General features: G+C 67.4%; 34 protein-coding genes and 1 pseudogene. 34 read left to right on the top strand and 1 reads right to left on the bottom strand.

From position 1 onward, the window contains the following. The first annotated feature begins 28 nt into the window (after positions 1-28). The 26 genes and pseudogenes from rpsJ to VFF46_RS15155 all read left to right on the top strand — a co-directional run bounded on the left by rpsJ (position 29) and on the right by VFF46_RS15155 (position 14,217). Positions 29-337 (top strand): 30S ribosomal protein S10, encoded by a 309-nt coding sequence (rpsJ, locus tag VFF46_RS15030; RefSeq protein ID WP_012923688.1) that lies wholly within the window; start codon positions 29-31, stop codon positions 335-337. A 17-nt stretch (positions 338-354) separates the two neighbouring features. Then, a complete protein-coding gene (gene rplC, locus VFF46_RS15035; protein WP_325037738.1) occupies positions 355-1,011 on the top strand; it encodes a 50S ribosomal protein L3 in 657 nt (218 codons plus the stop codon). Further along, on the top strand, positions 1,008-1,700 hold the full coding sequence (rplD, locus tag VFF46_RS15040) for a 50S ribosomal protein L4 (RefSeq protein WP_325037739.1): 693 nt from the start codon (positions 1,008-1,010) through the stop codon (positions 1,698-1,700). Before rplC ends, rplD begins: the two co-directional genes overlap by 4 nt. After that, positions 1,697-2,002, top strand: a complete 306-nt coding sequence (rplW, locus tag VFF46_RS15045; protein WP_130384643.1) for a 50S ribosomal protein L23 — start codon at positions 1,697-1,699, stop codon at positions 2,000-2,002. Before rplD ends, rplW begins: the two co-directional genes overlap by 4 nt. Then, entirely contained in the window at positions 2,002-2,835 is an 834-nt protein-coding gene (gene rplB, locus VFF46_RS15050; protein WP_209692840.1) for a 50S ribosomal protein L2, read from the top strand. Before rplW ends, rplB begins: the two co-directional genes overlap by 1 nt. Before the next feature lie 15 nt (positions 2,836-2,850). Further along, positions 2,851-3,132 carry a 30S ribosomal protein S19 gene (gene rpsS, locus VFF46_RS15055; RefSeq protein ID WP_130384641.1) on the top strand — a complete coding sequence of 94 codons (282 nt, stop codon included), beginning with the start codon at positions 2,851-2,853 and terminating at the stop codon, positions 3,130-3,132. A 55-nt stretch (positions 3,133-3,187) separates the two neighbouring features. Then, positions 3,188-3,646: pseudogene (gene rplV, locus VFF46_RS15060) on the top strand (50S ribosomal protein L22); the annotation flags it as partial. 145 nt (positions 3,647-3,791) lie between these two features. Continuing rightward, positions 3,792-4,658, top strand: coding sequence for a 30S ribosomal protein S3 (gene rpsC, locus VFF46_RS15065; RefSeq protein ID WP_325037741.1), 867 nt, complete (start codon positions 3,792-3,794; stop codon positions 4,656-4,658). A gap of 3 nt (positions 4,659-4,661) precedes the next feature. Further along, entirely contained in the window at positions 4,662-5,081 is a 420-nt protein-coding gene (gene rplP / locus VFF46_RS15070; protein ID WP_325037742.1) for a 50S ribosomal protein L16, read from the top strand. Next, complete coding sequence (gene rpmC / locus VFF46_RS15075) at positions 5,081-5,359, top strand: 50S ribosomal protein L29 (protein WP_325037743.1); 279 nt, start codon at positions 5,081-5,083, stop codon at positions 5,357-5,359. Before rplP ends, rpmC begins: the two co-directional genes overlap by 1 nt. Further along, entirely contained in the window at positions 5,356-5,652 is a 297-nt protein-coding gene (gene rpsQ / locus VFF46_RS15080; protein ID WP_325037744.1) for a 30S ribosomal protein S17, read from the top strand. Before rpmC ends, rpsQ begins: the two co-directional genes overlap by 4 nt. 94 nt (positions 5,653-5,746) lie before the next feature. After that, the gene (rplN, locus tag VFF46_RS15085) at positions 5,747-6,115 is read left to right on the top strand and encodes a 50S ribosomal protein L14 (RefSeq protein ID WP_012923677.1); all 369 of its coding nucleotides are present in this window, start codon (positions 5,747-5,749) and stop codon (positions 6,113-6,115) included. Position 6,116: 1 nt separating this feature from the next. After that, entirely contained in the window at positions 6,117-6,506 is a 390-nt protein-coding gene (gene rplX, locus VFF46_RS15090) for a 50S ribosomal protein L24 (protein ID WP_325037745.1), read from the top strand. Then, positions 6,506-7,078 carry a 50S ribosomal protein L5 gene (rplE, locus tag VFF46_RS15095; protein WP_325037746.1) on the top strand — a complete coding sequence of 191 codons (573 nt, stop codon included), beginning with the start codon at positions 6,506-6,508 and terminating at the stop codon, positions 7,076-7,078. The genes rplX and rplE overlap by 1 nt, the downstream gene beginning before the upstream one ends. A gap of 1 nt (position 7,079) precedes the next feature. Beyond that, entirely contained in the window at positions 7,080-7,265 is a 186-nt protein-coding gene (locus tag VFF46_RS15100; protein WP_012923674.1) for a type Z 30S ribosomal protein S14, read from the top strand. A gap of 94 nt (positions 7,266-7,359) precedes the next feature. Then, positions 7,360-7,767 carry a 30S ribosomal protein S8 gene (rpsH, locus tag VFF46_RS15105; RefSeq protein WP_325037747.1) on the top strand — a complete coding sequence of 136 codons (408 nt, stop codon included), beginning with the start codon at positions 7,360-7,362 and terminating at the stop codon, positions 7,765-7,767. A 27-nt stretch (positions 7,768-7,794) separates the two neighbouring features. Then, positions 7,795-8,337 carry a 50S ribosomal protein L6 gene (gene rplF, locus VFF46_RS15110; RefSeq protein ID WP_325037748.1) on the top strand — a complete coding sequence of 181 codons (543 nt, stop codon included), beginning with the start codon at positions 7,795-7,797 and terminating at the stop codon, positions 8,335-8,337. Positions 8,338-8,339: 2 nt separating this feature from the next. Beyond that, a complete protein-coding gene (gene rplR, locus VFF46_RS15115) occupies positions 8,340-8,723 on the top strand; it encodes a 50S ribosomal protein L18 (RefSeq protein WP_325037749.1) in 384 nt (127 codons plus the stop codon). A 106-nt stretch (positions 8,724-8,829) separates the two neighbouring features. Next, the gene (rpsE, locus tag VFF46_RS15120) at positions 8,830-9,429 is read left to right on the top strand and encodes a 30S ribosomal protein S5 (protein WP_141854793.1); all 600 of its coding nucleotides are present in this window, start codon (positions 8,830-8,832) and stop codon (positions 9,427-9,429) included. Continuing rightward, positions 9,429-9,611, top strand: coding sequence for a 50S ribosomal protein L30 (rpmD, locus tag VFF46_RS15125; RefSeq protein ID WP_141854791.1), 183 nt, complete (start codon positions 9,429-9,431; stop codon positions 9,609-9,611). The genes rpsE and rpmD overlap by 1 nt, the downstream gene beginning before the upstream one ends. 1 nt (position 9,612) lies before the next feature. After that, positions 9,613-10,053 (top strand): 50S ribosomal protein L15, encoded by a 441-nt coding sequence (rplO, locus tag VFF46_RS15130; protein WP_130441472.1) that lies wholly within the window; start codon positions 9,613-9,615, stop codon positions 10,051-10,053. A 135-nt stretch (positions 10,054-10,188) separates the two neighbouring features. Further along, a complete protein-coding gene (gene secY, locus VFF46_RS15135; protein ID WP_325037750.1) occupies positions 10,189-11,490 on the top strand; it encodes a preprotein translocase subunit SecY in 1,302 nt (433 codons plus the stop codon). After that, positions 11,490-12,062: an adenylate kinase gene (locus VFF46_RS15140; RefSeq protein WP_325037751.1), complete on the top strand. Its 573-nt coding sequence runs from the start codon at positions 11,490-11,492 to the stop codon at positions 12,060-12,062. Before secY ends, VFF46_RS15140 begins: the two co-directional genes overlap by 1 nt. Positions 12,063-12,068: 6 nt before the next feature. Next, positions 12,069-12,890, top strand: coding sequence for a type I methionyl aminopeptidase (map, locus tag VFF46_RS15145; RefSeq protein WP_414673065.1), 822 nt, complete (start codon positions 12,069-12,071; stop codon positions 12,888-12,890). 68 nt (positions 12,891-12,958) lie between these two features. Then, positions 12,959-13,411 (top strand): DUF1707 domain-containing protein, encoded by a 453-nt coding sequence (locus VFF46_RS15150; RefSeq protein ID WP_325037753.1) that lies wholly within the window; start codon positions 12,959-12,961, stop codon positions 13,409-13,411. Beyond that, the gene (locus tag VFF46_RS15155) at positions 13,408-14,217 is read left to right on the top strand and encodes a hypothetical protein (protein WP_325037754.1); all 810 of its coding nucleotides are present in this window, start codon (positions 13,408-13,410) and stop codon (positions 14,215-14,217) included. The genes VFF46_RS15150 and VFF46_RS15155 overlap by 4 nt, the downstream gene beginning before the upstream one ends. Here the strand turns inward: VFF46_RS15155 and VFF46_RS15160 are convergent. After that, positions 14,201-15,055, bottom strand: a complete 855-nt coding sequence (locus tag VFF46_RS15160) for an NAD(P)-dependent oxidoreductase (protein ID WP_325037755.1) — start codon at positions 15,053-15,055, stop codon at positions 14,201-14,203. The genes VFF46_RS15155 and VFF46_RS15160 overlap by 17 nt on opposite strands. Positions 15,056-15,131: 76 nt before the next feature. On the opposite strand from VFF46_RS15160, the gene VFF46_RS15165 reads away from it, so the two are divergent. From VFF46_RS15165 to rplQ, 8 genes are all read left to right on the top strand, one after another. Further along, complete coding sequence (locus VFF46_RS15165; RefSeq protein ID WP_325037756.1) at positions 15,132-15,455, top strand: helix-turn-helix domain-containing protein; 324 nt, start codon at positions 15,132-15,134, stop codon at positions 15,453-15,455. Positions 15,456-15,547: 92 nt separating this feature from the next. Beyond that, entirely contained in the window at positions 15,548-15,769 is a 222-nt protein-coding gene (gene infA, locus VFF46_RS15170) for a translation initiation factor IF-1 (protein WP_012923661.1), read from the top strand. 32 nt (positions 15,770-15,801) lie between these two features. Continuing rightward, a complete protein-coding gene (gene rpmJ, locus VFF46_RS15175; RefSeq protein WP_008361054.1) occupies positions 15,802-15,915 on the top strand; it encodes a 50S ribosomal protein L36 in 114 nt (37 codons plus the stop codon). Positions 15,916-16,091: 176 nt separating this feature from the next. Then, positions 16,092-16,463, top strand: a complete 372-nt coding sequence (gene rpsM, locus VFF46_RS15180; RefSeq protein WP_133789395.1) for a 30S ribosomal protein S13 — start codon at positions 16,092-16,094, stop codon at positions 16,461-16,463. A gap of 50 nt (positions 16,464-16,513) precedes the next feature. Continuing rightward, entirely contained in the window at positions 16,514-16,921 is a 408-nt protein-coding gene (gene rpsK / locus VFF46_RS15185) for a 30S ribosomal protein S11 (RefSeq protein ID WP_131286332.1), read from the top strand. A 23-nt stretch (positions 16,922-16,944) separates the two neighbouring features. Further along, complete coding sequence (rpsD, locus tag VFF46_RS15190) at positions 16,945-17,553, top strand: 30S ribosomal protein S4 (protein WP_131465704.1); 609 nt, start codon at positions 16,945-16,947, stop codon at positions 17,551-17,553. A 103-nt stretch (positions 17,554-17,656) separates the two neighbouring features. Beyond that, positions 17,657-18,682: a DNA-directed RNA polymerase subunit alpha gene (locus VFF46_RS15195; RefSeq protein WP_209692861.1), complete on the top strand. Its 1,026-nt coding sequence runs from the start codon at positions 17,657-17,659 to the stop codon at positions 18,680-18,682. Positions 18,683-18,750: 68 nt separating this feature from the next. Continuing rightward, on the top strand, positions 18,751-19,414 hold a 664-nt coding region (gene rplQ / locus VFF46_RS15200; RefSeq protein WP_325037757.1), incomplete at its 3' end, for a 50S ribosomal protein L17.

A 19,414-nucleotide genomic window follows, 5' to 3' on the forward strand; every position in this document is an offset into this window, starting at 1 on the left:
AGACGATAGAGAAGGACGAAGCGAAGCGATGGCGGGACAGAAGATCCGCATCCGGCTGAAGGCCTACGACCACGAGGTCATCGACAGCTCGGCACGCAAGATTGTCGACACGGTGACGCGTACTGGTGCGAAGGTTGCTGGCCCGGTGCCGTTGCCGACGGAAAAGAACGTGTTCTGCGTCATCCGCTCGCCGCACAAGTACAAGGACAGCCGCGAGCACTTCGAGATGCGCACCCACAAGCGGCTCATCGACATCATCGACCCCACGCCGAAGACCGTCGACTCGCTGATGCGTCTCGACCTGCCGGCCGGTGTCGACATCGAGATCAAGCTCTGAGGGACGCGGAAAGACCTATGAGCAAGCAGAAGAACACGAAGGGGCTGCTGGGCACCAAGCTCGGCATGACCCAGACCTGGGACGAGAACAACCGAGTCGTCCCCGTCACCGTGATCCAGGCCGGCCCGTGTGTCGTCACCGGCGTCCGTACGTCGGACCGTGACGGCTACGACGGTGTCCAGATCGCCTTCGGCGACATCGACCCGCGCAAGGTGACCAAGCCCCTGCGCGGCCACTTCGACAAGGCCGGCGTGACGCCGCGGCGGCACCTGCTGGAGCTGCGCACCGCCGACGCCAGCGAGTACACGCTGGGCCAGGAGATCAAGGCCGAGGCCTTCGACGCCGGTGAGCGGGTGGACGTTTCCGCGACCAGCAAGGGCAAGGGTTTCGCCGGTGTCATGAAGCGCCACGGCTTCCACGGTCTGCGCGCCACCCACGGTGTGCACAAGAAGCACCGCTCGCCGGGTTCCATCGGCGGCTGCGCCACCCCGGGCCGGGTCTTCAAGGGCCTCCGGATGGCCGGCCGGATGGGTGGCGAGAACGTCACCACGCAGAACATCTCCGTGCACGCGGTGGACACCGAGCGCGGCCTGATCCTGCTGAAGGGTGCGGTCCCCGGCCCCAAGGGCGGCCTGGTGCTGATCCGCAACGCCGCGAAGGGAGCTGCCAAGTGAGCACCGTCGACGTCGTCGCCGTGAAGGGCGACAAGGTCAGCAAGAAGGGCTCCGCCGAGCTTCCGGCCGAGCTGTTCGACGTCCAGGTCAACGTGCCGCTGATCCACCAGGTCGTGGTGGCCCAGCTGGCCGCGGCCCGCCAGGGTACGCACAAGGCGAAGACCCGGGGCGAGGTGTCCGGCGGTGGCGCCAAGCCGTACCGCCAGAAGGGCACCGGTCGCGCCCGCCAGGGTTCGACCCGGGCACCGCAGTTCACCGGCGGTGGCGTGGTCCACGGCCCGGTGCCGCGGGACTACAGCCAGCGGACGCCGAAGAAGATGATCGCCGCCGCGCTCCGCGGCTCGCTGTCGGACCGGGCCCGCGACGGCCGCGTGTTCGTCGTCGAGAGCTTCGTGGACGGCGACAAGCCCTCCACCAAGTCGGCGCTGAAGGTGCTCGGCGAGGTCACCGACCCGGGCAAGGCGCTGGTCGTGGTCGACCGCGCCGACGAGATCACCTGGCTGAGCCTGCGCAACGTGCAGCACGTGCACCTGATCGCGGCCGACCAGCTGAACGCGTACGACGTGCTGTGCAGCGACGCGGTCGTGTTCACCAAGAGTGCACTCGACGCGTTCGTCGCCGGCGCGCCCAAGGGCAAGTCAGTCAAGGCTGTCGCGACGTCGACCGAAGCCGAGGAGGTTGAAGCATGAGCCACGGAGTGAACAAGGACCCGCGGGACGTGCTGCTGCGGCCGGTCGTCAGCGAGAAGAGCTACGGCCTGCTGGACGAGCAGAAGTACACGTTCGAGGTCGCGCCGGACGCCAACAAGACCGAGATCAAGCTCGCGGTCGAGAAGGTGTTCAAGGTCAAGGTCAGCGACGTCAACACCCTGAACCGCAAGGGCAAGCGCCGCCGGACCCGGTCCGGCTTCGGTAAGCGCCCGGACACCAAACGGGCGATCGTGACCCTCAAGGGCGACGACCGCATCGATATCTTCGGAGGCCAGTCGTAATGGGAATCCGCAAGTACAAGCCGACGACGCCGGGCCGCCGTGGCTCGAGCGTGGCCGACTTCGTCGAGCTCACCCGTTCGACCCCGGAGAAGTCGCTGCTGCGTCCGCTGCCGAAGAAGGGCGGCCGGAACAGCTCGGGCAAGATCACCACCCGGCACCACGGTGGCGGTCACAAGCGGGCGTACCGGCTGATCGACTTCAAGCGCTACGACAAGGACGGCGTGCCGGCCAAGGTCGCGCACATCGAGTACGACCCGAACCGCACCGCGCGGATCGCGCTGCTGCACTACGTGGACGGCGAGAAGCGCTACATCCTCGCCCCGTCCAACCTGCAGCAGGGCACGATCGTCGAGAACGGCCCGGCCGCCGACATCAAGGTGGGCAACAACCTGCCGCTGCGCAACATCCCGGTCGGTTCCACCGTCCACGCGGTCGAGCTGCGGCCGGGCGGCGGCGCCAAGATGGCCCGCTCCGCCGGTTCCAGCATCCAGCTGGTCGCGAAGGAAGGCCGGATGGCCACCCTGCGGATGCCGTCCGGCGAGGTCCGGATGGTCGACGTGCGCTGCCGCGCCACCCTCGGTGAGGTGGGCAACGGCGAGCAGTCGAACATCAACTGGGGCAAGGCGGGCCGGATGCGCTGGAAGGGCAAGCGCCCGACCGTCCGCGGTGTCGCGATGAACCCGGTCGACCACCCGCACGGTGGTGGTGAGGGTAAGACCTCGGGTGGTCGCCACCCGGTGTCCCCGTGGGGCCAGCCGGAAGGCCGGACCCGCACCCGCAAGGAAAGCGACCGCATGATCGTCCGGCGCCGCAAGGCCGGCAAGAAGCGCTGATAGGGAGCCGGCCAGATGCCACGCAGCCTCAAGAAGGGCCCGTTCGTCGACCACCACCTGGCAAAGAAGGTGGAGGTGCAGAACGAGAAGGGCACCAAGAACGTCATCAAGACCTGGTCCCGCCGATCGATGATCGTGCCGGACATGATCGGCCACACGATTGCGGTGCACGACGGCCGCAAGCACGTGCCGGTGTTCGTCACGGACTCGATGGTCGGGCACAAGCTCGGCGAGTTCGCGCCGACCCGGACGTTCAAGGGTCACGAGAAGGACGACCGGAAGTCACGGCGTCGCTGATCCCGCACGGGAACAGTGACGAAGCGAAAGCAATCTACGGAGAGATTCGAACATCATGAGCGTTCAAGAGCGTAGGGCGATCAGCGCCCGTCGCGAGAGCCTGCTGGGCGAGCAGCCCGGGGCCTTCGCGGTCGCGCGCTTCGTCCGCGTGACGCCGATGAAGGCGCGCCGCGTGGTCGACCTGGTGCGCGGTCTGGGCGTCGACGACGCACTCGCCACTCTGAAGTTCGCCCCGCAGGCCGCTGCCGCGACCGTGTACAAGGTCGTCGACAGCGCCGCGGCGAACGCCGAGGGCACCGAACACCTGAGCCGGGCCGACCTGATCGTGGTCAAGGCCTACGTGGACGAGGGTCCGACGCTGAAGCGTCACCGCCCGCGTGCACAGGGCCGCGCGACCCGGATCGACAAGCGGACCAGCCACATCACCGTGGTCGTCGGCCCGCGCGAGACCGACGCGCCCGTCGAGAAGCCGGCCAAGAAGGCGACCGCCAAGAAGACCGCCGACGCGGACACGGCCACCAAGGCTCCGGCGAAGAAGGCGGCCAAGAAGGCCGCCGACGCCAAGCCTGCGGACGAGGCCGTCGAGAAGCCGGCCAAGAAGGCGACCGCCAAGAAGACGGCTGCCAAGAAGGCCACCGCTGAGAAGAAGGAGTCCTGACGTGGGACAGAAGGTAAACCCGCACGGGTTCCGTCTCGGCATCAGCACCGACCACAAGAGCCGTTGGTACGCCGACAAGCTGTACAAGGACTACGTGGGCGAGGACGTCAAGATCCGCCGCCTGCTGAGCAAGGGCATGGAGCGCGCCGGCATCTCCCGCGTGGAGATCGAGCGCACCCGTGACCGGGTCCGGGTCGACATCCACACCGCCCGTCCGGGCATCGTGATCGGCCGCCGGGGCGCCGAGGCGGACCGCATCCGCGGCTCGCTGGAGGAGCTCACCGGCAAGCAGGTGCAGCTGAACATCCTCGAGGTGAAGAACGCCGAGGTCGACGCCCAGCTGGTCGCACAGGGTGTGGCCGAGCAGCTGTCCGGCCGCGTGGCGTTCCGCCGCGCGATGCGCAAGGCGATGCAGACCACCATGCGTGGCGGCGCCCTGGGCATCCGGATCCAGTGCTCCGGCCGGCTCGGTGGCGCGGAAATGTCGCGGTCGGAGTTCTACCGCGAGGGCCGCGTCCCGCTGCACACGCTGCGGGCCGACATCGACTACGGCTTCTACGAGGCCCGGACGACCTTCGGCCGGATCGGCGTGAAGGTCTGGATCTACAAGGGTGACGTGGCCGGCTCCCGGGCCGAGCGCGAGGCGCAGGCCGCGGCCCGTGCCGCCACCCAGCAGCGTCGGCCGGCCCGCCGGGACGACCGCGGTGGCCGTGACGACCGTGGTGGTCGCGGTGGCCGTGGTGGCGACCGGGGCGGCCGTGGCGGCGACAACCGCCGGGACGCGCGCAACGACAACGCGGCTCCGGCCGCCGAGGCAAGCGCTCCGGTGGCCGAGAAGACCGCCGAGACGACCGGAACGGAGAGCTGAACCGTGCTCATCCCCCGCAAGGTCAAGCACCGCAAGCAGCACCACCCGGGGCGCTCCGGCGCCGCCAAGGGTGGGACCTCGCTGGCGTTCGGTGAGTTCGGCATCCAGGCCCTGGAGAGCCACTACGTCACCAACCGGCAGATCGAGGCCGCGCGTATCGCGATGACCCGGCACATCAAGCGTGGCGGCAAGGTGTGGATCAACATCTACCCGGACCGCCCGCTGACCAAGAAGCCGGCCGAGACCCGGATGGGTTCCGGTAAGGGTTCGCCGGAATGGTGGATCGCGAACGTGAAGGCCGGTCGTGTGATGTTCGAGCTGTCCGGCGTTCCCGAGGACGTCGCTCGCGAGGCCATGCGCCGCGCGATCCACAAGTTGCCGATGAAGTGCCGCTTCATCACCCGAGAGGCAGGTGAGAACTGATGGCTACCCTGACCGCCGCCGAGCTGCGGAACCTCGGGCGGGACGAGCTGATGACCAAGCTCGGTGAAGCCAAGGAGGAGCTGTTCAACCTCCGGTTCCAGGCTGCCACGGGCCAGCTGGAGTCGCACGGCCGGCTGCGCGCCGTCCGCAAGGACATCGCCCGCATCTACACGGTGCTGTCCGAGCGGGCGCTCGGCATCACCGAAGAGGTCGACGCCCCGGCCGAGGAGGCCGCGGCTGAGGACACTGCGGACGACAGTGAGAAGGCCAACGCATGACCGAGAACGTGAAGGACGAGACCGTGAGCACGACCACCGAGGCGCGAGGCCGCCGGAAGACCCGCGAGGGCCTGGTGCTGAGCGACAAGATGGACAAGACCGTCGTGGTTGAGGTCGAGGACCGGGTCAAGCACAAGCTGTACGGCAAGGTCATCCGGCGGACCAGCAAGCTCAAGGCGCACGACGAGCAGAACGCCGCCGGCATCGGCGACCGCGTCCTCCTGATGGAGACCCGGCCGCTGTCGGCGACCAAGCGCTGGCGCGTCGTCGAGATCCTCGAGAAGGCCAAGTAGTAGTTCCCGGTCAAGCATCGGCAACCATTCGAAATTATTCGTTCCGCAAGGCTCACGGACGTGAGAACCAGCGAGACAACCAGGAGATCAACAGATGATCCAGCAGGAGTCGCGACTGAAGGTCGCCGACAACACGGGCGCGAAGGAGATCCTTTGCATCCGCGTTCTCGGTGGCTCCGGTCGGCGCTACGCCGGTGTCGGTGACACGATCGTCGCCACCGTCAAGGACGCGATCCCCGGCGGTGGTGTGAAGAAGGGTGACGTCGTCAAGGCGGTCGTCGTGCGGACCGTGAAGGAGCGCCGGCGTCCGGACGGCTCCTACATCCGCTTCGACGAGAACGCCGCGGTGATCCTGAAGGCCGACGGTGAGCCGCGCGGTACCCGTATCTTCGGCCCGGTCGGGCGGGAGCTGCGTGAGAAGCGCTTCATGAAGATCATCTCGCTCGCGCCGGAGGTGCTCTGAGATGGCTCAGCAGAAGAAGCTGCACGTGAAGAAGGGCGACCAGGTCCGTGTGATCTCCGGTCGTTCCAAGGGCCTCGAGGGAAAGATCATCCAGGTCTTCCCGGATGACGAGAAGGTCATCGTCGAGGGCGTCAACCGGGTAAAGAAGCACACCAAGGTGCAGCAGGCCCAGCGCGGCGGCACCACCGGTGGCATCGTCACCCAGGAAGCCCCGATCCACGTCTCGAACGTGGCGCTTCTCGTCGAGGTCGAGAAGGACGGCAAGAAGCAGAAGGTGACCACCCGCGTCGGCTACAACCGCGTCGAGGTGCAGAAGCGCCGTCCGGACGGTTCGACGTACACCGGTTACCGGAGCGTCCGGATCGCCCGGCGTACCGGCGAGGAGATCTGATGAGCACGGCAGTTACCGAGACCAAGGTCCAGCCGCGGCTGAAGGCGAAGTACCGCGAGGAGATCGTCGGCAAGCTGCAGGAGCAGTTCCAGTACGCCAACGTCATGCAGGTGCCCGGCCTCACCAAGATCGTGGTGAACATGGGTGTCGGCGAGGCGGCCCGGGACGCGAAGCTGATCGAGGGCGCGGTGAAGGACCTGGCCGCGATCACCGGTCAGAAGGCCCAGGTCACCAAGGCCCGCAAGTCGATCGCGCAGTTCAAGCTGCGTGAGGGGATGCCGATCGGCGCCCACGTGACGCTGCGCGGCGACCGGATGTGGGAGTTCCTGGACCGGCTGCTGGCGCTGGCGCTGCCCCGGATCCGCGACTTCCGCGGCCTGTCCCCGAAGCAGTTCGACGGTACCGGGAACTACACCTTCGGTCTGACCGAGCAGGTGATGTTCCACGAGATCAACCAGGACCGGATCGACCGCGTCCGGGGCATGGACATCACCGTGGTGACCACCGCGACGAACGACGACGAGGGTCGGGCCCTGCTGCGGGCGCTCGGCTTCCCGTTCAAGGAGAACTGACGTGGCGAAGACAGCACTCAAGGTCAAGCAGGCCCGGAAGCCGAAGTTCGCGGTGCGTGGCTACACGCGCTGCCAGCGCTGCGGCCGGCCGAAGGCGGTCTTCCGCAAGTTCGGCCTCTGCCGGATCTGCCTGCGGGAAATGGCGCACCGGGGCGAGCTGCCCGGTGTCACCAAGTCCAGCTGGTGACCGTCTCCACCCCCGAACTTCTCCCTATTCACCACCATCTAGTCACCGTAGGTCGCCGGACGGCGAAACCACGGCGGGAAAGAGGCCCCAGGCCATGACGATGACCGACCCGATCGCAGACATGTTGACGCGTCTGCGGAACGCCAACCAGGCGTACCACGAGTCGACCACGATGCCGTACAGCAAGATCAAGCAAGGCATCGCCGACATCCTCCAGCAGGAGGGCTACATCGCCTCCTACAAGGTCGAGGAGCCCAAGGAGGGCGCTGTCGGCAAGACGCTGACCGTCGACCTCAAGTTCGGCCCGAGCCGGGAGCGCTCCATCGCGGGTGTTCGCCGGATCTCGAAGCCGGGCCTGCGGGTCTACGCGAAGTCGACCAACCTGCCCAAGGTCCTCGGTGGCCTGGGCGTCGCGATCATCTCGACGTCCCAGGGACTACTGACCGACAGGCAGGCCAAGAACAAGGGCGTCGGCGGGGAAGTCCTCGCCTACGTCTGGTGACGAAGAACCGGAAGGAGGACCACAGAAATGTCTCGCATCGGTAAGCTCCCGGTCACGGTCCCGTCCGGCGTCGACGTCACGATCGACGGCCAGACGGTCACCGTGAAGGGTCCGAAGGGTCAGCTGTCGCACGTCGTCGCTGAGCCGATCGCGGTCAGCCGGGAAGACGGCGGCGCGATCGCCGTCACGCGCCCGGACGACCAGCGCAAGAGCAAGGAACTGCACGGGCTGTCCCGCACCCTGATCGCCAACCTCGTCACCGGGGTCACCGAGGGGTACGAGAAGAAGCTCGAGATCGTCGGTGTCGGTTACCGGGTGATCTCCAAGGGCCCGACCCAGCTGGAGTTCTCGCTCGGCTACAGCCACACCATCACGGTGGACGCGCCGGAAGGCATCACGTTCAACGTCGAGGCGCCGACCCGGTTCTCGGTGATCGGTATCGACAAGCAGTCGGTCGGCGAGGTCGCCGCCAACATCCGCAAGCTGCGCAAGCCCGAGCCGTACAAGGGCAAGGGTGTCCGCTACGCGGGCGAGCAGGTGCGTCGCAAGGTCGGAAAGGCTGGTAAGTAACCATGGCGATCGGACTGCGGCACAACAAGCACTCCGCCAAGAAGACGGCCTCGCGCGTGCGTCGCCAGATTCGGGTCCGGAAGAAGATCAACGGCACGGCCGACCGGCCGCGGCTGGTGGTCACCAAGTCGTCGCGGCACCTGTTCGCGCAGGTGATCGACGACGTGGCCGGCAAGACGCTGGTGTCCGCCTCCACCATGGAGGCCGACCTGCGCGGCGCGTCGGACAACAAGACCGACAAGGCCAAGACCGTCGGCGGCCTGATCGCCGACCGGGCGAAGGCCGCCGGTATCGACTCGGTCGTCTTCGACCGGGCCGGGAACAAGTACCACGGCCGTATCGCGGCCCTGGCCGACGCGGCACGCGAAGGCGGGCTCGGGTTCTGATGGCGACAAGGGAAGAAGGTAGTTCCGTGAGCGAGCGGCAGCGAGTGAGCCAGAAGGCACAGCAGCGTCTCGCGAATGGAATCGCCGAGCGAAGCGAGGAGATGAAATGAGCGGAGGCCAGCAGCGTCGCGGAGGCGGCGCCGGTGGTGAGCGCCGTGGCCGCGACGGAGGTCGTGGTCAGCAGGCGGACAAGACCGCCTACATCGAGCGCGTGGTAGCCATCAACCGGGTCGCCAAGGTCGTGAAGGGTGGTCGGCGCTTCAGCTTCACCGCCCTTGTGGTCGTCGGTGACGGTGAAGGCACCGTCGGTGTGGGTTACGGCAAGGCCAAGGAGGTGCCCGCGGCGATCGCCAAGGGTGTCGAGGAGGCCAAGAAGGCATTCTTCAAGGTGCCGAGGATCCAGGGCACGATCCCGCACCCGGTCCAGGGCGAGAAGGCCGCAGGCGTCGTCATGCTGCGTCCGGCCGCTCCCGGTACCGGTGTGATCGCGGGCGGCTCGGCGCGCGCCGTACTGGAGTGCGCCGGGATCCACGACATCCTCAGCAAGTCGCTGGGTTCGTCCAACTCCATCAACGTGGTGCACGCCACCGTTGAGGCGTTGCGCAGCCTGGAGACCCCGGAGGCCGTGGCCGCGCGCCGTGGCCTGCCGGTCGAGGACGTCGCCCCGGCAGCGCTGCTGAAGGCGCGGGCGGAGGTGGCTTCCTGATGGCACGCCTGAAGGTGACCCAGGTCCGTTCGGGCATCGGTGGCAAGCAGAACCAGCGCGACACGTTGCGCACCCTGGGCGTCAAGCGGATCGGCGACAGCGCGGTCCACGAGGACAAGCCCGAGGTCCGGGGCATGGTTCGTGCGGTTCGCCACCTCATCACCGTCGAGGAGGTCGACTGACATGGCGCTCAAGGTTCACCACCTGCGTCCGGCGCCCGGTGCCAAGACCGCCAAGACCCGCGTGGGTCGTGGTGAGGGCAGCAAGGGCAAGACCGCCGGCCGCGGTACCAAGGGCAGCAAGGCGCGGAACAACATCCCCGAGTGGTTCGAGGGTGGCCAGATGCCGCTGCACATGCGGCTCCCGAAGCTGAAGGGCTTCAAGAGCAGGAACCGAGTGGAGTTCCAGGTCGTTAACCTGGACAAGCTCGGACAACTGTTCCCCGAAGGTGGCGAGGTCGGCGTTGCCGAACTGGTCGCCAAGGGCGCGGTACGTCGTGGTCAGCCGGTGAAGGTGCTGGGTGACGGCGAACTGACCGTGGCACTGCAGGTCTCGGCGCACAAGTTCTCGAAGTCCGCCACGGACAAGATCCAGGCGGCCGGAGGAACCACGACCGAGGTGTGACACGAGGTTCAGGGCTCGTAACGACCGGCGCTTGATATCCTGCGCCGGTCGGACGGGCCCTGGCTCGTCTCTTGCCCAGCGGCTCAGCTAGGCCCCTGCCGTGCCCGCGGCAAGGGAAACATGTGGGAGGACAGGGTGTTAAGCGCCTTCGCCAACGCGTTCAAGACGCCGGACTTGCGCCGGAAGATCTTGTTCGTGCTCTTCATCGTCGTGATCTTCCGGATGGGCTCCGTGGTGCCGGCCCCGGGCGTGAACGTCCAGTCGCTGCACACCTGTATCAAGATCTCGCAGGGCGGTGCGAATGCGAACCTGTACAGCCTGATCAACCTGTTCTCCGGCGGCGCGTTGCTGCAGCTCGCGATCTTCGCGCTCGGCATCATGCCGTACATCACCGCCAGCATCATCCTTCAGTTGCTCACCGTAGTCATCCCGCGGCTGGAGTCGCTGAAGAAGGAAGGCCAGGCGGGGCAGGCCAAGATCACCCAGTACACCCGCTTCCTGACCGTGGGTCTCGCGATCCTGCAGTCGACCGCGTTCGTGGCACTGGCCCGGACCCCCGGCCGGCTGTTCCAGGGCTGCACCGAGCCGCTGCTCTACAAGGACAACTGGTTCACCGTCGTCGTCATGGTGCTGACCATGACCGCCGGCACCGGCGTAATCATGTGGCTGGGCGAGCTGATCACCGACCGTGGCGTCGGTAACGGTATGTCGATCCTGATCTTCACCCAGATCGTCGCGACCTTCCCGACCCAGCTCTGGAGCATCCGCAAGCAGAAGGGCGTCACCACCTTCGTCGTGGTGATCGCGATCGGTCTGGTCATCATGGCCGCGGTCATCTTCATCGAGCAGGCGCAGCGCCGGATCCCGGTGCAGTACGCCAAGCGGATGGTCGGCCGGAAGATGTTCGGCGGTACGTCGACCTACATTCCACTGAAGGTGAACCAGGCCGGCGTCATCCCGGTCATCTTCGCCTCCAGTCTGCTGTACCTCCCCGTCCTGGTCAGTCAGTTCCAGCAAGGCAAGAGCTGGTCCAACTGGATCCAGGGCAACTTGGTCAAGGGCGACCACCCGATCTACATGGTGACGTACGTCGCCCTGATCATCTTCTTCACGTACTTCTACGTCTCGATCACCTTCAACCCGAAGGAGGTCGCGGACAACATGAAGAAGTACGGCGGCTTCATCCCGGGCATCCGGGCGGGGCGGCCGACCGAGGAATACCTGAAGTACGTGTTGGACCGCATCACGCTGCCGGGCGCGATCTACCTCGCGGCGATCTCGATGATCCCGCTGGTGGCCCTCGTCCTGCTGAACGCGAGCCAGAACTTCCCGTTCGGTGGTACGTCGATCCTGATCATGGTCGGCGTCGGACTCGACACGGTGAAGCAGATCGAGAGTCAGCTGCAGCAGCGTAACTACGAAGGGTTCCTGCGCTGATGAGAATGTTGCTGATGGGTCCGCCCGGGGCGGGCAAAGGCACGCAGGCAAAGGTGCTTGCAGACCGCCTGAATATCCCGGCCGTGTCCACCGGCGACATCTTCCGTGCGAACGTGAAGGACGAGACGCCGCTGGGTGTCGAGGCGAAGCGCTACATGGACGCCGGTGACTACGTCCCGGACGAGGTCACGAACGCGATGGTGCGGGACCGGCTGTCCGAGGCGGACGCCGGTGACGGCTTCCTGCTCGACGGTTACCCGCGGACGCTGGCCCAGGTCGGCACGCTGGACGAGATCCTCGCCGACCACGGCCACAAGCTGGACGCCGTGGTGGCGCTGGTCGCGGACACCGACGTACTGGTCGGCCGGATGCTGAAGCGGGCCGAGTCCGAGGGCCGCTCGGACGACTCCGAAGAGGTCATCCGGCACCGCCAGGACGTGTACGCCGCCGAGACCAAGCCGCTGCTCGCGGTGTACGGCGAGCGCGGCCTGCTGGTCGAGGTGGACGGCGTCGGCGAGATCGACGAGGTCAGCGAACGGGTGCTGACCGCGCTGAAGACTGTCACCGAGTAAGGCGTGATGTTCAGGGACCGCGGTATCGAGATCAAGACCCGCGAGCAGATTCTGGCGATGCGCAAGGCCGGCCTCGTGGTCGGCCGCACGCTGGAGCTGCTCCGTGGTGCGGTGCGGGCCGGTGTCAGCACCGGCGAGCTGGACGCGATCGCGGAGGACAACATCCGGTCCTCCGGCGCGACGCCGTCGTTCAAGGGGTACCACGGGTTCACCGGCTCGATCTGCGCCTCGGTGAACGACGAGATCGTGCACGGCATCCCGGGCGGCCGGGTGCTGGCCGACGGCGACCTGATCTCGATCGACTGCGGCGCGATCGTGAACGGCTGGCACGGCGACGCCGCGATCACGGTCCCGGTCGGCGAGGTCGGCGACGACCTCCTGGAGCTGGCCCGGGTCTGCGAGGAGTCGATGTGGCGCGGGTTCGCGGCCGCGCGGCTCGGTGGGCGGCTGTCGGACATCTCGGCGGCCGTCGAGGCGCACGTCCGCGCGAACTCGTCGTACGGGATCGTCGAGGACTTCGTCGGGCACGGGATCGGCTCGGCCATGCACCAGCCGCCGAACGTGCCGAACTTCGGCCGCCCCGGCCGCGGCCCGAAGCTGGTCGAGGGGATGGCGCTCGCCGTCGAGCCGATGCTCACCCTCGGCAAGCAGGACAACCACACGCTCGAGGACGACTGGACCGTGGTCACCGACGACGGGCAGGCCGCCGCGCACACCGAGCACACGTTCACTCTCACTCCGCAAGGCCCGTGGGTGCTGACCGCGATCGACGGCGGCGAGGCGAAGCTCGCCGAGCTCGGCATCACGTTCGGCGCCCTCGCCGACTGACCGACGGACCTTTTGGGTCCACCCGTTGGGGGACGCGGAGGGGACCGGAGCTGAGGCACACTTGGGACATGCCTCAGTACCAGCCGTACCAGCGATTCACCGAAGCCGACCGCGACAAGATCGCCGGGCGGCTGCGGGATGCGTTCGCGGACGGACGGCTGGACCAGCCGGAGTTCTCGTCGCGCCTCGACCAGTTGTACACGGTCCAGACGTACGGCGAGCTCGAGCCGCTGGTGCGGGACCTGCCGCCGGTGCGGACGTACCAGACGCCTGAGGTGGTCAAGGACACCAAGCCCGCTCCCGAGCCGGGGGACTTCCCTGAGCGGCGGCGCGAGAACCGGCCGCACCGGCACGGGATCGGCGCGCTCGGCGGCGGTTTCACCGGTGTCGTGGCGATCAACGTCGTGATCTGGTTCGTGATCGGACTCGGCAACGGCGGCCATTGGCCGCACTTCTGGCCGGTCTGGCTGCTGATCCCGTGGGCCATCATCGCCCTCGGCGGTCTCGGCAGGCGCCGTTGACGGCACACCCTGGTCGCAGCGTCACCGGCCCGCGGCTGCGGCCGGCCTGGGCCTGGCAGCTGCATCAGGGAGCCGCGGTCGTCTACGTCGCCTGGTTCGTGGTCGCCGTACCGCTGGCGATCGTCGGGCTGTTGCTGGAGCCGCGCTGGGTCGGGTGGTTCGTACTGGTCTGGTTCCTGGCGCTGGTCGCGCTCACGCTCGGCCTGCGGGTCTCGGAGAACCGGCGGCGGCGTGCCTGGGCGGATGCCGCGGGGCAGCTCGGCTGGCGGATCAGCGCGTCCGGCGACGAGCTGCTTGATCGTTGGCCGTTCCCACCGTTCGATCTCGACTCGCGTGCCGAGGTGGTGGACGTGACGTCCGGACGGCATCGGGGGCGGGAGTTCTGGACGGGACAGTTCCGGCACAAGGTACGGCGGCGTGGGCTGGGCTTCGACTTCCTCGATCTGCAGGTGGATCGGCCGCTCCCGCCGTTGCAGGTGCTGCCCGCCGGGCTGGCTCCGGTCGCGGCGGCGAGCCTGCTGCCGCTGCCGTTGATCGTCGACGGGTTGTCCACGCCGTACCGGCTGTTCAACGGGCGTGAGGACCATGCGCTGGCGGTGTTGCATCCGCGGGCGGCCGAGGCGCTGGCCGGCGTACCGCCGTTCGGCTTCAGCTGCGAGGGGCGGCGCTTCGTCGCGATCATGCCGGCGTACCGCGATTCCAGCACCGCCGTCGCCCAGCTGGACGCGGCCTGCGACCTGCTCGACCTGATGCCCGAGCAGATCTGGCGCGCCGGCGAACAGTGGGCGGCTACCCAGCAGTCCTGAGCAGCCCCACGAGCGCCGACAGCCCTTCGTCCCCATGCCCTGCAGCAACAGCGTCGCCCAGCAACTCACCCATCGGCGCCAACAGCCTCGGATCAACCCGCTGCGTTTGTGCTGTCGTGACCAGGTTCTCGTAAGCGGCTGCCTGCATCGCGAGATTCGAACCAGCCGTGCCCACGGGACCGTTGTCGAGTTCCCCGGCCATGGTGGGGAGGCTGGTGAGCATTGCCGTCAGCCACGGGACCAGGAAGCTGTTCGTGAACGGCTCCGCCCGGCTGTTCGAGCCGGTGATCAGCGCGAGCGCGTGCTGGGCGCCGCCGAACATCCCGTACATCGCGCTCAGCAACGCGATGTCGTACAGCGCCGCGAGCCCGGGATCCTCCCCGACGTACGCCGGTCGTGCCAGCGTCTCGAGGGTGGTCCGGTGCTCGTCGAAAACCTCGCGGGGGCCGCTGTAGAAGATGAACGCGGCGGGCGTACCGATCATGGGTGGTACGGCCATGATGCCGCCGTCGAGGTACGACGCGCCTGCGGAGGCGGACCACTCCGCGGTGGTCCGGGCCTGGTCCGGGGTGCTGTTGGTGAGATTGACGATCGTGCGGCCGGTGAGGTCGATGCCGTCGAGCGTGCTGCGGACGGTGTCGTCGACGAGCAGGCAGACGATCACCAGTGGGCTGGCGGCGATCGCCTCGGCGGGTGTGGCAGCCCGGACGGCGGTGAGTTCGGGGGAGCGGCCGGGGGTGCGGTTCCAGACGGTGGTCGGGTGGCCGGCGGCCAGGAAGCTGCGGGCGAGGGCGGTTCCCATCGCGCCGAGGCCCAGGACGGTGACAGGTGTCTTCATGCCGTCCACCCTCGGGGCAGGGCTTTACGATGGACAAGTACCCACTAAATAGTCAGGTACTGACGGAAAGGTAAGCATGCGCCCGTACACCTGCGGTCTGGACGCGGCCGCTGACGTGATCGGCGGGAAGTGGAAGCCGCGCATCCTGTGGGCGCTGCACCACGGGCCGATGCGGTTCGGGGAGCTGCGCCGGGAGATCTCCGGCGTGACCGAGAAGATGCTGATCCAGCAGTTGCGCGAGCTGGAGTCGCGGGACATCGTGCACCGCGAGGTCTTCCACCAGGTGCCGCCGAAGATCGAATACTCACTCACCGAGCTCGGTCTGTCACTCAACGTCGCACTGATGCCGCTCGACGACTGGGGCGCCGAGCACCTGGCGGAGCTGGAGAGTACCCGCTGAGGGCTCAATTGGGATGAATGCGGCGTGTGGCGTACACTTTTTCCTTGGCTCTTTGTAGCCATAGCCAGTCACGTCTACAGAAGTGCGAGGACATGCCCAAAAAAGAGGGAGTAATCGAACTCGAGGGCACCATCGTCGAGGCCCTGCCGAACGCGATGTTCCGTGTTGAGCTGTCCAACGGGCACAAGGTGCTCGCGCACATCAGCGGCAAGATGAGGCAGCACTACATCCGGATCCTCCCCGAGGACCGGGTCGTCGTGGAGCTGTCGCCGTACGACCTCACCCGGGGTCGGATCGTCTATCGGTACAAGTAACACCACCAACACCTGTCGAAGAAAGTAGCTCGATGAAGGTCAACCCGAGCGTCAAGAAGATCTGCGACAAGTGCAAGGTGATCCGCCGGCACGGCCGGGTCATGGTGATCTGCGAGAACCCGCGGCACAAGCAGCGGCAGGGCTGACAAGCCTCTCGCGGTAACTGCACTTTCGCACCACAGCGCGCATGCTCGTCCAGGATCCGTCCTGGACGTCGCCCCCGGAACAGAGGCCGGGGCCTTGCCGGTGAAACAACCCTCACCGAGGCGGGCAAGGACGCAGCGCGCCACCACACCTCTGCCGACGAAAGGAACACCGCCACATGGCACGCCTCGTAGGAGTCGACCTGCCGCGCGACAAGCGCATCGAGGTCGCTCTCACGTACATCTTCGGTGTGGGCCGCACGCGCGCCCTGGAAACGCTGAAGAACACCGGGGTCTCCCCGGACAAGCGCGTCCACGAGCTGGGCGACGACGAGCTGGTCAAGCTCCGGGACTGGATCGAAGGCAACTACAAGATCGAAGGTGACCTCCGGCGCGAGGTGACCGCGGACATCCGCCGCAAGATCGAGATCGGGTCGTACCAGGGTCGCCGGCACCGCAGCGGGCTTCCGGTGCGCGGTCAGCGCACGCGGACCAACGCCCGTAGCCGCAAGGGCCGCCGTAAGGCGATCGCCGGCAAGAAGAAGAAGTGACCCGGATGCCAGCAAACGATTCCGTCGACCACCCCAGGAGCAACTGACCTATGCCTCCCAAGAGCCGCACCGCGGCCGGCGCGAAGAAGGTGCGCCGCAAGGAGAAGAAGAACGTGGCCGCCGGCCACGCGCACATCAAGAGCACGTTCAACAACACGATCGTGACGATCACCGACCCGACCGGCGCGGTCATCTCGTGGGCCTCCGCGGGTACCGTCGGCTTCAAGGGTTCGCGCAAGTCGACCCCGTTCGCCGCGCAGATGGCCGCCGAGGCCGCCGGGCGCCGCGCGATGGAGCACGGCATGCGCAAGATCGACGTGTTCGTCAAGGGTCCCGGCTCCGGCCGTGAGACCGCGATCCGTTCGCTGGGTGCGGTCGGCCTCGAGGTCGGCACCATCCAGGACGTCACCCCAGTCGCCCACAACGGTTGCCGCCCGCCGAAGCGGCGCCGGGTCTGACCCAGAGAGGTAGGTAGCGAACCATGGCCCGTTACACCGGACCTATGACCAAGAAGTCGCGCCGTCTCGGGGTAGACCTCGTCGGTGGCGACAAGGCGTTCGAGCGCCGTCCGTACCCGCCGGGTATGCACGGCCGCGGCCGCCCGAAGGAGAGCGAGTACCTGCTCCAGCTGCGCGAGAAGCAGAAGGCGCGGTACTCGTACGGCGTACTCGAGAAGCAGTTCCGCCGGTACTACGAGGAGGCCTCGCGGCGCTCCGGCAAGACCGGTGACAACCTGCTGCAGATCCTGGAGTCCCGGCTGGACAACGTGGTGTACCGCTCCGGTCTCGCCCGTACCCGCCGCCAGGCCCGCCAGCTCGTCGTGCACGGTCACTTCACCGTGAACGGCGTCAAGGTGAACATCCCGTCGTACCGCGTCTCCGCCCACGACATCATCGATGTCAAGGCGAAGTCGGTCGAGACGACGCCGTTCATCATCGCCCGCGAGACGCACGCCGAGCGTGTCGTCCCGGCGTGGCTCGAGGTGATGCCCGAGCGGCTGCGGATCCTCGTCCACCAGCTGCCGACCCGGCAGCAGATCGACACCCAGGTCGCCGAGCACCTGATCGTCGAGCTCTACTCGAAGAACTGACCCGGTGCCGGCCGGCGGTCCACGGACCGCCGGCCGGTCCGGTGCGTTCTTCACCACTCGCGACCTCAAATAGTGGTCGTCGCGACGAAAGAAGGAACCAGAAGTGCTTATCGCACAGCGCCCATCCCTGACCGAAGAGGTCGTCGACGAGTACCGCTCGCGGTTCGTGATCGAGCCGCTGGAGCCGGGCTTCGGTTACACCCTCGGGAACTCGATCCGCCGGACCCTGCTGTCCTCCATCCCGGGGGCGGCCGTGACCAGCATCAAGATCGACGGTGTCCTGCACGAGTTCTCCACCGTGGCCGGGGTGAAGGAAGACGCCACCCAGCTGATCCTGAACCTGAAGGACCTGGTGGTCTCCTCCGAGCACGACGAGCCGGTCACCATGTACCTGCGCAAGCAGGGCCCCGGTGACGTCACCGCCGCCGACATCGCGCCGCCGGCCGGGGTCGAGGTGCACAACCCGGACCTGAAGATCGCCACCCTGAACGAGAAGGGCCGGCTCGAGATGGAGCTGGTCGTCGAGCGGGGCCGCGGCTACGTGTCCGCCGTACAGAACAAGTCCGCCGACGCCGAGATCGGCCGGATGCCGGTCGACTCGATCTACTCGCCGGTCCTCAAGGTCACCTACAAGGTCGAGGCCACCCGTGTCGAGCAGCGCACCGACTTCGACCGCCTGGTGGTCGACGTCGAGACCAAGCCGTCGATGCTGCCCCGCGACGCCGTCGCGTCGGCCGGTAAGACCCTGGTCGAGCTGTTCGGGCTGGCCCGCGAGCTGAACGTCGAGGCCGAGGGCATCGACATCGGCCCGTCGCCGGTGGACGAGCAGATGGCCGCCGACCTGGCGCTGCCGGTCGAGGACCTGCAGCTGACCGTCCGGTCGTACAACTGCCTGAAGCGTGAGGGCATCCACACCGTGGGTGAGCTGATCTCGCGCAGCGAGCAGGACCTGCTGGACATCCGGAACTTCGGCTCCAAGTCCATCGACGAGGTCAAGCTGAAGCTGGCCGAGATGGGTCTGTCGCTGAAGGACTCCCCGCCCGGGTTCGACCTCCGCGCCGCGTCCGGTGCCTACGGCAACGAGGCGGACGACGAGGACGAGAGCTTCGCCGAGACCGAGCAGTACTGAGCTGACCAAGGCCCGTCGGGCCCTACATCCCTTCGGCCCGACGGGCCTTAGATTCCTGGAGTTACGAGATGCCAACCCCCACCAAGGGTGCCCGCCTGGGCGGCAGCCCGGCGCACGAGAAGCTGATCCTCAGCAACCTCGCGACGTCGCTGTTCGAGCACGGCGCGATCACCACCACCGCGGCCAAGGCCAAGCGCCTGCAGCCGCTGGCGGAGCAGATGATCACCAAGGCCAAGCGCGGTGACCTGAACTCGCGCCGCCAGGTGATGAAGCGGATCAAGGACAAGAGCGTCGTGCACGTGCTCTTCACCGAGATCGGCGAGCGGTACGCCGACCGTCCGGGCGGCTACACCCGGATCACCAAGCTCGGCCCGCGCAAGGGCGACAACGCCCCGATGGTGAAGATCGAGCTGGTCGAGGCGCTGTCCGACTCGCCGAAGAAGACCGCGGCCAAGAAGGCGCCGGCGAAGAAGGCTGCCGCTGCCGAGACCAAGGTCGAGGACGCGCCTGCCGCTCCGGTGCAGGACGTCGTGGCCGGCAAGTACGAGAACTCCGCCGCCCCGAACGCCGACGGCTCCGCGCCCGAGGGCTACACGGTCAAGGGCAACGAGGACTCGATGAAGTACCACACGACCGAGTCGCCGTGGTACGACCAGACCGTCGCCGAGGTCTGGTTCAAGACCGCCGAGGACGCCGAGGCGGCCGGTTTCGCCAAGGCCGGCGGTTCGGACG

The sequence above is a fragment of the Kribbella sp. genome (assembly GCF_035655035.1).
In the GTDB taxonomy this organism is placed as follows: Bacteria; Actinomycetota; Actinomycetes; order Propionibacteriales; family Kribbellaceae; genus Kribbella.